Origin of the sequence: Novosphingobium rosa NBRC 15208, from assembly GCF_001598555.1 — a bacterium.
GTDB lineage: Bacteria > Pseudomonadota > Alphaproteobacteria > Sphingomonadales > Sphingomonadaceae > Novosphingobium > Novosphingobium rosa.
On sequence record NZ_BCZE01000039.1, the window covers coordinates 67345 to 81498 of the forward strand.

Annotated in this window: 11 protein-coding genes and 1 tRNA gene; 6 read left to right on the plus strand and 6 right to left on the minus strand. The window is 64.7% G+C overall.

The features are described from left to right. Window positions 1-27 precede the first annotated feature (27 nt). Together alaS and SR3_RS15780 are read left to right on the plus strand one after the other, a co-directional pair. The gene (alaS, locus tag SR3_RS15775; protein ID WP_068088108.1) at window positions 28-2676 is read left to right on the plus strand and encodes an alanine--tRNA ligase; all 2649 of its coding nucleotides are present in this window, start codon (window positions 28-30) and stop codon (window positions 2674-2676) included. A gap of 426 nt (window positions 2677-3102) precedes the next feature. Beyond that, entirely contained in the window at window positions 3103-3393 is a 291-nt protein-coding gene (locus tag SR3_RS15780) for a hypothetical protein (protein WP_157098885.1), read from the plus strand. A gap of 5 nt (window positions 3394-3398) precedes the next feature. Here the strand turns inward: SR3_RS15780 and SR3_RS15785 are convergent, their stop codons facing one another. Further along, window positions 3399-5186 (minus strand): cation:proton antiporter domain-containing protein, encoded by a 1788-nt coding sequence (locus SR3_RS15785; protein ID WP_068088061.1) that lies wholly within the window; start codon window positions 5184-5186, stop codon window positions 3399-3401. A 115-nt stretch (window positions 5187-5301) separates the two neighbouring features. Here SR3_RS15785 and SR3_RS15790 point away from each other — a divergent pair, with 115 nt between their 5' ends. Next, window positions 5302-6063, plus strand: coding sequence for a tetratricopeptide repeat protein (locus SR3_RS15790; protein ID WP_068088064.1), 762 nt, complete (start codon window positions 5302-5304; stop codon window positions 6061-6063). Window positions 6064-6125: 62 nt separating this feature from the next. Here the strand turns inward: SR3_RS15790 and SR3_RS15795 are convergent, their stop codons facing one another. The 3 genes from SR3_RS15795 to cpdR all read right to left on the minus strand — a co-directional run bounded on the left by SR3_RS15795 (window position 6126) and on the right by cpdR (window position 8245). Next, window positions 6126-7349: an NADP-dependent isocitrate dehydrogenase gene (locus tag SR3_RS15795; RefSeq protein WP_068088067.1), complete on the minus strand. Its 1224-nt coding sequence runs from the start codon at window positions 7347-7349 to the stop codon at window positions 6126-6128. 317 nt (window positions 7350-7666) lie between these two features. Continuing rightward, window positions 7667-7741, minus strand: a tRNA-Val gene (locus SR3_RS15800). Window positions 7742-7870: 129 nt separating this feature from the next. Then, a complete protein-coding gene (cpdR, locus tag SR3_RS15805; protein ID WP_068088072.1) occupies window positions 7871-8245 on the minus strand; it encodes a cell cycle two-component system response regulator CpdR in 375 nt (124 codons plus the stop codon). A gap of 229 nt (window positions 8246-8474) precedes the next feature. Here cpdR and SR3_RS15810 point away from each other — a divergent pair, with 229 nt between their 5' ends. Further along, on the plus strand, window positions 8475-9428 hold the full coding sequence (locus SR3_RS15810) for an N-formylglutamate amidohydrolase (RefSeq protein ID WP_084455625.1): 954 nt from the start codon (window positions 8475-8477) through the stop codon (window positions 9426-9428). A gap of 603 nt (window positions 9429-10031) precedes the next feature. Here SR3_RS15810 and SR3_RS15815 read toward each other — a convergent pair. Together SR3_RS15815 and SR3_RS15820 are read right to left on the minus strand one after the other, a co-directional pair. Then, entirely contained in the window at window positions 10032-10811 is a 780-nt protein-coding gene (locus SR3_RS15815) for a SapC family protein (RefSeq protein ID WP_068088075.1), read from the minus strand. A gap of 94 nt (window positions 10812-10905) precedes the next feature. Next, complete coding sequence (locus tag SR3_RS15820) at window positions 10906-12390, minus strand: FAD-binding oxidoreductase (RefSeq protein ID WP_084455620.1); 1485 nt, start codon at window positions 12388-12390, stop codon at window positions 10906-10908. 177 nt (window positions 12391-12567) lie between these two features. On the opposite strand from SR3_RS15820, the gene SR3_RS15825 reads away from it, so the two are divergent. Continuing rightward, a complete protein-coding gene (locus SR3_RS15825) occupies window positions 12568-13107 on the plus strand; it encodes a hypothetical protein (RefSeq protein ID WP_068088077.1) in 540 nt (179 codons plus the stop codon). A gap of 197 nt (window positions 13108-13304) precedes the next feature. Continuing rightward, window positions 13305-14154: DEAD/DEAH box helicase (locus tag SR3_RS15830; RefSeq protein WP_157098886.1), on the plus strand; the 850-nt coding region annotated here is incomplete at its 3' end.

Here is a 14154-nt window from a genome sequence, read left to right on the forward strand (position 1 = left end):
GGCGCGTCGTGTCTTATCGCGCTGGCCATGATCTCGACCAACGACATTCGCCGCTCGTTTCTCGAATACTTCGGTTCGCAGGGCCACGATGTGGTGCCCTCCGCGCCGCTGGTGCCGTATAACGATCCGACCCTGATGTTTACCAATGCGGGCATGGTCCCGTTCAAGAACGTTTTCACGGGGCTGGAAACCCGCGCCGTTCCGCGCGCCACCAGCAGCCAGAAGTGCGTGCGCGCCGGCGGCAAGCACAATGACCTCGACAATGTCGGCTATACGGCGCGGCATCATACGTTCTTTGAAATGCTGGGGAATTTCTCCTTCGGCGATTATTTCAAGGAACAGGCGATCACTCATGCCTGGACCCTGCTGACCAAGGAATGGGGGCTGCCCAAGGACAAGCTGCTGGTCACGGTCTATCACACCGATGACGAGGCATTCGACCTCTGGAAAAAGATCGCGGGTCTAAGCGATGATCGTATCATCCGCATCCCCACCAATGACAATTTCTGGTCAATGGGTGACACCGGCCCCTGCGGCCCCTGCTCGGAAATCTTTTTCGATCATGGCGATCATATCTGGGGCGGCCCTCCCGGCTCGCCCGAGGAAGATGGCGACCGCTTTATCGAGATCTGGAATCTCGTTTTCATGCAATTCGAGAGCCAGGCCGATGGCTCGCGCATCGCCCTGCCGCGCCCCAGCATCGACACCGGCATGGGGCTGGAGCGCATCGCCGCCGTGATGCAGGGCGAGCATGACAATTACGACATCGATACCTTCAAGGCGCTGATCGCCGCCAGCGAATCGCTGACGGGCGTGAAGGCGCAGGGCGAGCAGCGCGCCAGCCACCGCGTGATCGCCGATCATCTGCGCTCGACCAGCTTCCTGCTCGCCGATGGCGTGCTGCCTTCGAACGAAGGCCGTGGCTATGTGCTGCGCCGCATCATGCGCCGCGCCATGCGTCATGCCCATCTGCTGGGCGCCAAGCAGCCGCTGATGCATCGTCTGGTGCCCGCGCTGGTCGCCGAGATGGGCGTTGCCTATCCCGAACTGGGCCGCGCTCAGCCGCTGATCCAGGATGTGCTGGAGCGTGAGGAAACCAAGTTCCGCCAGACGCTCGACAAGGGCCTCAAGTTGCTGGACGAAGCGACCGCCGATCTTGCCGAGGGCGGCACGCTGCCCGGCGAAACCGCCTTCCGCCTCTATGACACCTATGGCTTCCCTTACGATCTGACCGAGGATGCGCTGCGCTCGCGCGGGATCGCGGTGGACAAGGATGGCTTCGACGGCGCCATGGCTCAACAGAAGGCCGCCGCGCGCGCCGCCTGGAAGGGCAGCGGAGAAGCGGCTGCCGGCGAGGTGTGGTTCGATCTGGCCGAGCGTATCGGCGCCACCGAATTCACCGGCTACACCAGCACCACCGGCGAGGCGCAGATCGTCGCCATCCTGAAGGACGGCAAGGAAGTCGAGAGCGCCACAGCGGGTGACAATGTCACCATCCTGACCAATCAGACGCCATTCTACGGTGAATCAGGCGGCCAGATGGGCGATGCCGGCACCATCACCGGCGCCGAAGGGCTGAAGATCGCCATTGCCGATACCTCCAAGCCTCTTGGCCGCCTGCATGCCCATGGCGGCACGGTGGAGAGCGGCAGCGTGAAGGTTGGCGACGCGGTGGCTCTGGCCATCGATGTGGCGCGCCGTGATGCCATTCGCGCCAATCACTCGGCCACCCATCTGCTGCATGCCGCTCTGCGCAACCGTCTGGGTGGGCATGTCACGCAGAAGGGCTCGCTGGTCGCGCCCGATCGCCTGCGTTTCGACTTCTCGCAACCCACGGCGCTGACCGCCGAGGACATCACCGCGATCGAGGCCGAGGTGAATGCCGAAATCCGGGGTAATGAGGCGGTCACGACCCGTCTGATGAGCCCCGAAGATGCCATCGAGGCGGGCGCCATGGCGCTGTTCGGCGAGAAATATGGCGATGAAGTGCGCGTGCTCTCGATGGGCGGGCTCAGCGATGGTCGCAACTATTCGGTCGAGCTTTGCGGCGGCACGCATGTCCGCGCGTTGGGCGACATCGGCGTGCTGCGCGTCGTCAGCGAAAGCGCGGTGTCTTCCGGCGTGCGTCGTATCGAAGCGCTGACCGGCGAAGGCGCGCGCCAGTGGCTGGTGCATCGTGAGGATCAGCTCAAGGGCGCTGCTGCCGCGCTGCGCACCACGCCGGATGAGGTCGAGGCGCGCGTTGTGGCGCTGCTCGACGAGCGCCGTAAGCTGGAGCGTGACCTGGCTGAGGCCAGGAAGGCTTTGGCGCTGGGTGGCGGTTCGGGTGCGGCTCAGGCTGCTGACGAGGATGTCGGCGGGGTGAAGTTCGCAGGGCAAGTGCTTGAGGGGCTCGATCCCAAGGAACTGCGCGGGCTGCTCGATCAGGCCAAGCAGCGTCTGGGCAGCGGCGTGGCCGTGATCGTCGCGGTGAATGAAGGCAAGGCCAGCATCGCCGCCGCCGTGACCGACGATCTGACCGGCAAGGTCAGCGCTGTCGATCTGGTGCGCGCGGGTGTCGAGGCGCTGGGCGGCAAGGGTGGCGGCGGTCGCCCGGATATGGCTCAGGGTGGCGGTCCCGATGGCGACAAGGGCGCAGCGGCCATCGCGGCGGCCAAGGCTGTTATCGCGGGCTGACAGGCTTGATCGCCTTGGTGTCGATTACACCAGAGGCATGACGGGGCCGCCATAGCGAAAGCTGTGGCGGCCTCTTTCATGCCAAACGATCATGGTGTGCGGATAGGGCGAGTGGGTGGAAGAATCTGCAAATCGGCCTTGGCCGGTCTATGTTTCGGCGCATGAGACGTTCATCCCGATCCGCGCTTTCACGTGTGAAAGCATGCTGAAGATTCCTTGTGATCGAGGGCTTTCAATTTAACGCTGCCCCCCCAGCCTTGCATTAGGCCTTGACGCTTTGGCCGGGAGAGATGGGATTGTTTTGGCCTGCCCCGCGCTTATCGTGGGCGAAGGGCTGACAGGCGCAGCGGTCTTGCGTTGAGGATAGGCTTGCGCCGCCTGCAGGAGCGTGCCTATGCGCCGTCTTCGCTTGCGTGAGGGGAAGACGTGATGATCCTGCTGGCGTTGGCCGCTCTGGCCACCATGAGTGACACGCAGATCGCTGCGGCGCGCAAGGCCGCGCCTGCCGATGTGCGCGCCGTGGTGGACCGCTGGGAGATGTGCAACCACTGGGGCGGCGAGGAGGCTTACGACAAGGCCCGCGCCCGCCAGATCGAGCGCGCCTCGGCCAGGTTGCGTTGCGACCGGCTGGACCGCGATGAGGCGCTGCTGCGCCATCGCTATGTGCACAGGCCGGCAATCTTGCGCCTGCTGACCGCCGCTCACGATATCTACTGAAGGCTTTACTCCGCCGCGCTTCTTTCGCGCAGGCTGGCGCTTTTCAGGCTGGGTTTTTCGGTGAGGCCGCCCTCGGCCATGATCTGCTCGCGGAATTCATCCCGCTTTTCGTGGATCGAGGCGATCACGAAGCCCATCGGCACGCCCAGATCGACCAGCACAGCCTCTGAAAGCTGCAAGGAGGATTCCAGCGTTTCCGGCACGGCCATGCTGGCGCCCGCCTTGTAGAGCGCGGCGGCATGGGTGGCGTCGCGCGCGCGGGCGATGATCGCCAGATCCGGGTAAGCCGCGCGCAGCTTGCGCACCAGACGCTGGGCAATCACCGGCTCATCCATGGTCAGGATCACCGCATGGGCCTGATCCAGTCCCAGCCGCTCCAGCGTATGGCCGCTGGCCGCATCGCCGAAGGTGGCGTGATAGCCCGCCCGCAGTGCGCCAGTGATCAGATCGGGGTTGGAATCGACGGCGATATAGCCCTTGCCGTGATGGCGCAGCATATCGGCCACCAGCCGCCCCACGCGGCCGAAACCGATGATGATGGCGCGCGGTTCGTCACTGTCCTGCAGATCGGGCAGGGGCGGGGCGTTGCCTGCGTCCACCCTGCGGGCCAGCCGCCGTCCCAGCCAGGCGAGGCCCGGCGTGATCGTCAGCCCCAGCGCGGTGACGATCTGCCAGAATTGCGCGGTGCTCGGCTGGATCAGCGCGGCGCCGCTGGCCGCCGTCAGCACGATCAGTGTCGATTCCGAAGGGCTGGACATCAGAATGCCGGTCTCCGCCGCCGTGCCCGCCCGCGCGCCCATCACCCGCAGCATGATGCCCGTTACCAGCGCCTTCACCACCACCACGCCTGCCGTGGCGGCCACGATCATCACCCAGTGGCGCGCGACCATCGCCAGATCGATGCTCATGCCGATGGTGATGAGGAAGACGCCCAGAGCCAGCCCCTTGAAGGGCGCGGTCATGCCTTCCACTTCGCCGTGATAGGGCGTCTCGCCGATCAGCAGACCGGCGATCAGCGCGCCGACGATGGGCGACAGTCCCACGCCAGCCGTGGCCAGAGCGGCGGTGATCACCACGATCAGGCTGGTGGCCAGAAACAGCTCGGGGCTCTTGGTGCGCGCGGCCTGGGCGAACAGGGGTGGCAGCAGGTAGCGCCCGCCAACCAGCAGCACCGTCACCAGCGCCACGCCGAGGCCCAGCGTGTGGAGCAGGGCGCTCCACCCACCGCCATTGTGCGGGGCCAGCGCGCCCAGCAGGAAGATCGTGGGCACCAGCGCCAGATCCTCGAACAGCAGCATGGCCAGAGCCGCGCGGCCCACCGGGGTCGTGGTGCCCGCGATGGGCAGCACCAGCGCGGTGGAGCTCATGGCCAGCGCGAGGCCCAGTCCCAGCGCGCCCGCGCTGCTCTCACCGATAAAGGCCAGCGTGAAGCCGATCAGGGCCGCCGCGCCGGTCAGCTCCAGCGCACCGAGGCCGAAAACCTGTCTGCGCATGGCCCAGAGGCGGTCGAAGCTGAGTTCCAGCCCCACGTTGAACAGCAGCAGCACGATGCCGAATTCGGCGAAGGGCTTGAGCGAATCGGGATCGGTGATGGTGACGAAAGACAGCCACGGATGGTCGAACACCTGTCGCCCAAGGCCGTAAGGCCCGACCAGCAGGCCGACCAGAATAAAACCGATCACCGGCGTGACGCGAAAACGCGCAAAGAGCGGAATGACCACCCCCGCCGCCCCCAGAATGACCAGTGCATCGCCGAGGGGAGAGGAAGGTGAGAAGACATTCGCATCGGTCATGCGGGGCAGACTATGGCATGGGACAGGGGATGTCACGATTGGAGCGGGGGGCAACCTGTGACAAACCATGTCTCACCGGGCGGCGATGGGGCGATGCCCGGCGGGGGAGCGCCCGATGATGGCTTCGGCAAGGGTTCTGATTGCGATAGCGTGTCTGGCGGGCTGGGCCACGCCGGCTTTGGCCGATGACCGGGAGGTGCTCGCCCAAAGCGAGGCTGCGCTGAAAGAACAGCGCATTGACCGGGTGCTCACCGCCACGGCGGCCCTGCTGGTCGAGCAGGAGCATCGCAATGCCGATAGCGATCACCTCTATTTCTGTGCCCATTCGTCGCCGGAGAGCCTGCTTTACGCGGGGATCGGGGCTTCGCAGAAGAAGGCGGCCACGGTGTTGGGGGGCGAGACCTGCGACGCCCTGTTCCTGCGGGCCTATGCCTTGAGCGATCTGGGCCGCCGCGGCGAGGCAAGGGATCTGTTGAAGCGGCTGACCGGCATGGCGCCCTTCTATCCGCATTACCTCCTCGAATATGCCTTCGCCCTGCGGCAGGGCGGCGCGACGGAAGAGGCGCTGGCGGCCTATCGCCGTGCCGCCGAACTCTGCGGCAAGGGGGGCTTCAGCCGCAACGAGACGGGCGATCATGCCACGGCCCTGCGCGGCATTGGCTTTATCCAGACCGAAAAGGGCGATCTGGCTGGCGCCGAGGCCAGCTATCGCGCCAGCCAAACCTATGATCCGGCCAATCCGCTGGCGGCCAATGAGCTGCGCTATATCGCCGGATTGCGGGCGGGGCACGCCAGGCAGCCGGAGCAGACGGTGGAGCATGGATCCGCGCCTCCTCCGCTTGTCGAGGGCAAGGCCGCGCAACCCGCAGTGCCATAACACAACAGAAAAGGGGCCCGGTTTCCCGAGCCCCTTCCTGTCGTGTCCGATGGTGCGAAGGCTTACGCCCAGGCGGCCATTTCGGTTTCGAGGTTCTTCACGATTTCCTCGAAGAAGGCTTCGGTCGTCAGCCAGCCCTGATCGGGGCCGATCAGCAGCGCCAGATCCTTGGTCATCTTGCCGCTTTCCACGGTGCTGATGCAGACCTTTTCCAGCGTCTCGGCGAACTTCACCACATCGGGCGTGTTGTCGAACTTGCCGCGATAGATCAGGCCGCGCGTCCAGGCGAAGATGCTGGCGATCGGGTTCGTGCTGGTCGCCTTGCCCTGCTGGTGCTGGCGGTAGTGGCGGGTCACGGTACCATGGGCGGCCTCGGCCTCCACGGTCTTGCCGTCGGGCGACATCAGAACCGAGGTCATCAGGCCCAGCGAGCCGAAGCCCTGCGCCACGATGTCCGACTGCACGTCGCCGTCGTAGTTCTTGCAGGCCCAGACGAACTTGCCCGACCACTTGAGCGCCGAGGCGACCATGTCGTCGATCAGGCGGTGCTCGTAATAGATGCCGGCGTCCTTGAACTTCTGCGCGAAGCCCTCGGTGTCGTACACTTCCTGGAACAGGTCCTTGAAGCGGCCGTCATACTTCTTGAGGATGGTGTTCTTGGTGGAGAGGTACACCGGCCACTTCAGGCCCAGGCCATAGTTGAACGAGGCACGGGCGAAATCGCGGATCGATTCCTCGAGGTTGTACATGGCCATGGCGACGCCGGGGGCCTTGAACTCGTAAACCTCGCGGTCGATGACCTGACCGTCCTCGCCCTCGAACACCAGGCGCAGCTTGCCGGCGCTGGGGACCACGAAATCGGTGGCGCGATACTGGTCACCGAAAGCGTGACGACCCACGACGATGGGGTCGGTCCAGCCCGGGACCAGACGGGGCACGTTCGAGATCACGATGGGCTCGCGGAAGATGGTGCCGCCCAGGATGTTGCGGATGGTGCCGTTGGGCGACTTCCACATTTCCTTCAGGCTGAACTCCTCGACGCGGGCTTCGTCGGGCGTGATCGTGGCGCACTTCACGCCAACGCCATACTGCTGGATGGCCTTGGCCGAATCGATGGTGATCTGGTCGTTTGTCTCGTCGCGCTTTTCGACCGAGAGATCGTAATACTTCAGGTCGATGTCGAGGTAAGGCAGGATCAGACGCTCGCGGATCCACTGCCAGATGATCTTCGTCATTTCATCGCCGTCGATCTCGACGACAGGGTTGGCAACCTTGATCTTGGCCATGTTGTCTCACTTTCCCTATTGGATTGGGCAAGTTTGGTGCGTTTGGCGCACCGCGCCCATAACGAAATGCACTGAAGGATGCATGGCCTTTAGCAGAGACAGGGGCCTGCGCAAGGCGTGGTGCGCGTGGAAAGCATCGGGCTTTCGTCTGTAGATGCTAATGCGAATAGAGAGCATTTGTCGCGCGGGGCCAAAGATGGCCACTGACATCGCACAGCGCGGAACGGGCTTGGGCGAGGGCACGCGGCATGATGGGGCGGCCCGAGGCCAAGCACGAAAAAGCCCGCGCAATCCATTGGATTGGCGGGCTTTTCGAATGGTGGGCGTAGGAAGGATTGAACTTCCGACCCCTGCGATGTCAACACAGTGCTCTACCACTGAGCTATACGCCCACGCTCATTCGTCTCTGTCCGGTCTGGCGCTTTGCAGAACCGCGCCGGGCAGGGGCTGGCCTTTAGACGCGGCTTTTTTTTCGCGCAAGCCCTCAATGCGAAAAAATTGGAAAAATCTTGGATCCTGCCTCAGATGCTCGCCTGGGTGGGCTGGCCGAAAACGCGCTGCACCTCCATCACCAGATCGCGCAGGTGGAAGGGCTTGGACAGCACGCGGGCCTGCGGGGCCTCGCGGCTGGCCTTCAGGGTCACGGCGGCAAAGCCGGTGATGAACATCACCTTGGTGTGCGGGCTGATCTCGGCGCAGCGCTGGGCCAGCTCGATGCCGTCCATCTCGGGCATGACGATATCGGAGAGCAGCAGGTCGAATCGCTCGCTCTGCAGCCAGGGCAGGGCGGCGGTGCCGCGATCCACCGCCACCACTTCATAGCCGGCATTCTCCAGGGCGCGGGCCAGATAGGTGCGCATGGCGGCTTCATCTTCGGCAAGCAGGATACGGATCATGGGTCTTGGGCGCCTTTTATGCGTTTCGGCTCGCATCATACCGCGACGGGGGTAAAGATTGTTACCACAAACCGGGCGCGGACCGCACCGCCAGCGGCATTCGTCGCATTTTGCATGAGAGAAATATGACAAGGGAATGGCCGTATTTTTGACAGGCCTGCCTTGTGCGTGCCACACAAATGTCATGCGCGAAGCCTCTTCCGCCCCTGGCGATTCGAGCAGTTTCCATATGTCCGACGTGCCCGGCTGCGCGGGCGCGCCCTTTGTGCTGACTTTGGCCGATCCCGCCTGCGTGCCGGTGCTGATCTGCGCGCCCCATGGCGGACGGGCCTATACGCCAGACTTGATGGCGGCCCTGCGCGAAGGCGAAAAGGCCGCACTGCGTCTGGAAGACCGGCATATCGACCGGATCGCCACAAGGGTGGCTGAAGCGACTGGCGCCAACCTGCTGGTGGCAAGGGCGCCGCGCGCGGTGCTGGATCTCAACCGCGCGCCCGATGATATCGACTGGGGCATGATTCCTGACTCTGGCCGGGCCGAGGCGCGCGAAGCGGTGTTTCAGGCTGGCGGCACGGTGCGGGCGCAATCGCATCCCAGCCAGCGCGTGCGGGCTGGCCTCGGCCTGGTGCCGCGCCGCGTGCCCGGCATGGGCGAGCTATGGAGCAGGCCCTTGTCCGGCGCGGAGCTGGCGCGGCGAATCGCCGGGCTGCATGCGCCCTACCACGCCTGCATCGCCGATCAGCTGGCCGCCCTGCGCGCCCGCTGGGGCGCGGCTCTGCTGATTGACCTGCACTCCATGCCGCCGCTGCCCTGCAACGAGGGCGAGACGCCTGTCAGCTGCGTGCTGGGCGACCGTTTCGGCGCCAGCTGCAGCACCGCTCTGGTGGCCAAGGCCTTTGGCGCGCTGGACGAATCGGGCTGGCTGGTGGCGCATAACCGGCCTTACGCCGGAGGCTATGTGCTGGACCGCCATGCCGCTCCGCGCGACGGCATCCATGCCATGCAGCTGGAGATCGACCGGGCGGCCTATCTCGATTCGCGGTTGGTCGATCTGGGGCCGGGCGCCGATGGGGTGGTCGAGAGGCTGATTCGCCTGGTGCGCAATCTGGCCTGCGACGTGGCGGCGATGGGCAGCATCACGCTCGACAGGCGCCCTTCGAACTGGGCCGAAGCCGCAGAATAACGCGCTTTTTGCTATGGCACATAAAAAACCACCTCGCGCCAAGGGGCACGAGGTGGCCAAGGTTCAGGGAGGAGGTGCACGGCGTGCACCAGTTCCACCATGCCATGAGGGAAGCACAGCGGAACGATTGCATCATATGCTTATGGGCCATGGCATGCAAGGGGGCCGCGCCGGTAAATTCGGCAAGCCGTTAGATGGTGGTCATGGTTGGCAGCGTGCCGGGCTGGTTCGCAAGAGACCGGTGGGCGGGCATTGCTGGCACGATTGCCAGTTATGGCGGGGTGTGATGGCGGCGGCCATGAATAGGTATTTTGTAGGGGGCAGGAAAGCGGGAAGGAGGAAAGGCGAGGGGGTTACCCCCTCGCGCTCCCATAACGTCTTCCGACGCGCGGGCCGTTGTGCTGCGTCGTTGCGCCTCGGCTCTCTACCTGCGCAACGAAAAGGCGCCGCAGGCAGAAAGCCCGGGCGCCTTAACGAGAGTCTGGAATTTTAAAGCCTGCGGCGCAACGTACTAAGCCCAAGGCCGAACCTGATGCGCAACGCTGACAAAAAATGGGAGCGCGAGGGTGTAACACCCTCGCACTTCACCTTAATTTCCTTAATTTAAGCCGGCAGCGCCACATTCGGCTGAGGCAGCACGCCCATCGCGACCTGACGGCCGAAGATCTCACGCATCAGATCGAGGCTGAACATGTGAGCGAACACCAGCGGCAGCAGGCCCGACTGGTTCCAGCCGCGCAGCACGTCGCCGCGCACTTCCTGAAGCTTGGCCTGATCGACCATCTTGAAGCCGCGATAGACGAAGGGCTGCTCGCTGCCTTCCTGCTGGATGGCCACTTCGCCCTCGATCAGCAGACCGTGCTTTTCCAGCTCCTTGACGAAGGCGCCGGTGCGCAGGCCAGCCTGCTCGAACTGCTCGCAGAACGCCAGCATGCCCGTGGTGGTCTCGCTGGGCTGGTCGCCATCGAACAGGGCCGAGCCTTCCTCGAACTCACCGATCAGATTGCTGGTGGGGTCGAAGCACAGGCTCAGTTCCTCGGCCTGCGGGTTCAGGCGGGCCAGCATGAAGGGATAGCGGCGGGCGTAGGCGGGAACGTAGACGTTCTCGGCCACGGTGCCCTCGGCGTCGACGAAGACGTTCACGCCCTCGTTCAGGCCCATCAGCGCCAGAGGCACCGAATCGTCGCCCGAAGAGAAGACGATCGGGAAGAAGCGACCGGCCTGGGGGAATTCTTCCACCGTCAGCGGGATGGCGTGCTGGCCCACCAGCCAGTCGGCCTTGTCGACGCTGCGGCTCTTCCAGGTCGCGTGATCGCGGCTGTTGAGCGGAACCAGGTCCTTGTAGAAGATCGGCAGACCGGGATTTTGCGGCGCGCTGGCCATGTCAGGTGTCTCCGTAAGCAAAGCGGGCGCTTGGCCCCCCATTTAAAGGCCGGGTCTTAGAAGGTGGGGCCAGCGCTGGCAAGCGGGTGAGAGCCTAGGCGTTTGGCGGTACGAGTTTACCCGGATTGAGCAACCCTTGGGGATCGATCGCCGCTTTCACGGCGCGCAACAGCGTTAATGCCGCCGGGTCGGCGGTATGGGCCAACTCCTTGATCTTGTTCTGGCCGATGCCGTGTTCGGCGCTGATCGAGCCGCCCCAGCGGGTCACCTCGTCATAGACGAAACCGCTGATGGTCTTGCCCTCGGTCAGATCCCAACCGGGCGCGGCGCCGGGGGCGGCCAGCACATGGTAATGGATGTTGCCGTCGCCCAGATGGCCGAAGGCGACCACATGCGTGCCGGGGAACTTCGCCTCGATCTGCGGGGAGACCTGTTCGATGAAGTCCGGCATGCGTTCCACGGCGACTGAAATGTCATGCTGCACGGCGGGGCCCTTGGCGCGCTCGGCGAAGGGCACTTCCTCGCGAATCAGCCAGAAGGCTGCGGCCTGCGCCTCGCTGGCGGCGATGGCGGCATCCTGCACCAGACCGGTCTCGAAAGCTTCGGCCAGCGTGTTTTCCACGCGCTCGGCCAGCGAATCGGCGCCTTCGGCATCGGCCACGATCTCGATCAGGGCGTGCCAGGCGTGGTCGCCTTCCAGCGGCTTGCGGGCCTTGGCGGTGTGCTCCAGCACGGCCTCGAGGCTGGCCTGAGGCACCACCTCGAACCCTTCCAGCGCGGCGCCAAGGCGGCGCTGGCAATGGATCAGCAGGGCGCGCGCGGCATGGATGCTTTCCACCCCGGCCCAGACCACGCGGCGCTCGGCAATGCCGGGGGAGAGGGCCAGCGTGGCCGCCGTCACCATGCCCAGCGTGCCTTCTGAACCGATGAAAAGCTGCTTCAGATCGAAGCCGCGATTGTCTTTCTTCAGAGGCGTCAGCGCCGACCAGATCGTGCCATCGGCCAGCACCACCTCCAGCCCCAGCACCTGGTCGCGCATATTGCCGTGCCGCAGCACCTGCGTGCCGCCGGCGTTGGTGGAGACCAGCCCGCCCACCGTCGCCGATCCCTTGCCGCCCAGCGTGAGGGGGAAGCGCAGGCCTTGTGCTTCTGCCGCCTCATGCAGCGTCTGCAGGATCACGCCCGCGCCGCAGGTAACCTTCAGCGCATCCTTGTCGATCACGCCGATGGCGTTCATCCGCCGCAGCGAGACCAGCAGGCTGTGCCCGCTCTCGTCCGGCGTGGCGCCGCCGACCATGCCGCTGTTCCCGCCCTGAGGCACGATCGGCACGCCCGAAGCCACCGCCAGCTTGACCACTGCAGACAGCTCCTGCGCATTGGCGGGCGAGGCCAGAGCCATCGCGCGGCCCGTATAGCGCCCGCGCCAGTCGGTCAGCCAGGGGGCCATGGCATCGTTGTCACAGGTCAGTCCGCTCTCGCCCAGAAGGGCGGTCAGCTGCGCTAAAAACCCTTCCGGCGCGGTGATTTCGCTGTTAGCCTCCGCCACAGGGCGCGAATTGGGATCAAGGGTATCGGTCATCCGGCCCCTATGCCACAGCCAAAGGGCAAGGTTAAGTGCGACGGACCGTCATGGCGCAAGAGGCAGGTTAAGCGATGGTTCAAACATTGCGGGCCATAGGACGAGACAACGTAACAGGGACATTGATGAGGTCTGTTGAGCGCCGCCCGCTGCGGGTTGCGCTCGTCCATTAAACGCATGAAAATCGGATATGCTCTTCTTGCCCTCGCGGGGCTGGTGCTGGCGGGAGCGGCACAGGCTGACATGCTGCCCCCGATGGGCGGCGGCATCGGGCCCAGAAGCTTCGGTCCGGTCAGCGGCCCCATGAGCGGTGCCGACAATCCCGAGCAGGTGCGCATCGAACAGCATTTCTCCATCCGCATCGCGCCCGGCGGCCCGGTGATGCCGCCCGACATGATGGACGATCTGATGGACGAGCGGCCCGAACGCTTCGAGGAAAAGCCGATGGGCAAATGCTTCGCCACCGGCGCCGTGCTGGGGGTGCAGAGCGCGGAGGGCAACCGCCTGCTGCTGTTCATGCGCGATCAGCACATCATCTCGGCGGTGCTGGAAAAGGCCTGCCGCGCCCGCGATTTCTACTCCGGCTTCTATGTCGAGCGCAGCCCCGACGGCCAGATCTGTGCCGAGCGGGACAAGTTGCAGGCGCGCAGCGGCGCCAATTGCCGCATCCTCAGATTGCGTTCGCTGATCGCTTTGCCGTGGCGGCGTTATCCTTAAGAGCGCTATTTCGCCCGAATGAGGCGCTGATCGGGCGATTTTCTTGACTTTTATGGTTCTTTGCGATTAGGGCTGCGCACCCGCGCCGGATGCGCCGTGCTGATGCATGGCTTCGGCGAAGCAGGGACGGCCCAACGGGGGGCGGCTATCCCAAGCATGATTGTCCCAATCCTTCTCTATCGGAACATGACCAACCCATGAGTTTTGCCGATCTCGGCCTGTCGGATGAATTGCTGCGCTCGGTCGCGGCTTCCGGATATGACACGCCCACGCCGATCCAGGCCCAGGCCATCCCCACCGTGCTGATGATGCGCGACCTGATCGCCATCGCCCAGACGGGCACTGGCAAGACGGCCGGTTTCGTGCTGCCGATGATCGACATTCTCGCGCATGGCCGACGCCGCGCGCTGATGCCGCGCAGCCTTATTCTTGAGCCGACGCGCGAACTGGCCGCGCAGGTCGCCGAGAATTTCGAGAAATACGGCAAGAACCATGATCTGAAGATGGCGCTGCTGATCGGCGGCGTGCAGATGGGCGATCAGGTGAAGGCCCTGTCGGACGGTGTGGACGTGCTGATCGCCACCCCGGGCCGCCTGATGGACCTGTTCCAGCGCGGCAAGATCCTGCTCACCGGTTGCAGCATGCTGGTGATCGACGAAGCCGACCGCATGCTCGACATGGGCTTCATTCCCGACATCGAGGAAATCTGCTCTAAGCTGCCCGCGCAGCGCCAGACCCTGCTGTTCAGCGCGACCATGCCGCCGCCGATCAAGAAGCTGGCCGACAAGTTCCTGAGCAATCCCAAGTACATCGAGGTGGCCCGCCCCGCCTCGACCAACATCAACATCGCCCAGCACAAGGTGAAATGCGTCTCGCGCCAGAAGCGCGAGGTGCTGCGCCATCTGCTCAAGACCGATAACGTCAGCACGGCGATCATCTTCGCCAACCGCAAGACCACCGTGCGCGAACTGGCCAAGAGCCTGAAGCGCCACGGCTTTTCGGCGGGCGAAATCCATGGCGACATGGACCAGTCGAGCCGCATCGCCG

Bases quoted from the DNA above. Each gene is read 5' to 3' on its own strand.
- SR3_RS15820 (WP_084455620.1), bottom strand. From the start codon at position 12,390: ATGACCGATACCCTTGATCCCAATTCGCGCCCTGTGGCGGAGGCTAAC.
- alaS (WP_068088108.1), top strand. From the start codon at position 28: ATGATCTCGACCAACGACATTCGCCGCTCGTTTCTCGAATACTTCGGT.
- SR3_RS15810 (WP_084455625.1), top strand. From the start codon at position 8,475: ATGTCCGACGTGCCCGGCTGCGCGGGCGCGCCCTTTGTGCTGACTTTG.
- SR3_RS15785 (WP_068088061.1), bottom strand. From the start codon at position 5,186: ATGACCGATGCGAATGTCTTCTCACCTTCCTCTCCCCTCGGCGATGCA.
- SR3_RS15790 (WP_068088064.1), top strand. From the start codon at position 5,302: ATGATGGCTTCGGCAAGGGTTCTGATTGCGATAGCGTGTCTGGCGGGC.
- SR3_RS15825 (WP_068088077.1), top strand. From the start codon at position 12,568: ATGAAAATCGGATATGCTCTTCTTGCCCTCGCGGGGCTGGTGCTGGCG.
- SR3_RS15795 (WP_068088067.1), bottom strand. From the start codon at position 7,349: ATGGCCAAGATCAAGGTTGCCAACCCTGTCGTCGAGATCGACGGCGAT.
- SR3_RS15815 (WP_068088075.1), bottom strand. From the start codon at position 10,811: ATGGCCAGCGCGCCGCAAAATCCCGGTCTGCCGATCTTCTACAAGGAC.
- cpdR (WP_068088072.1), bottom strand. From the start codon at position 8,245: ATGATCCGTATCCTGCTTGCCGAAGATGAAGCCGCCATGCGCACCTAT.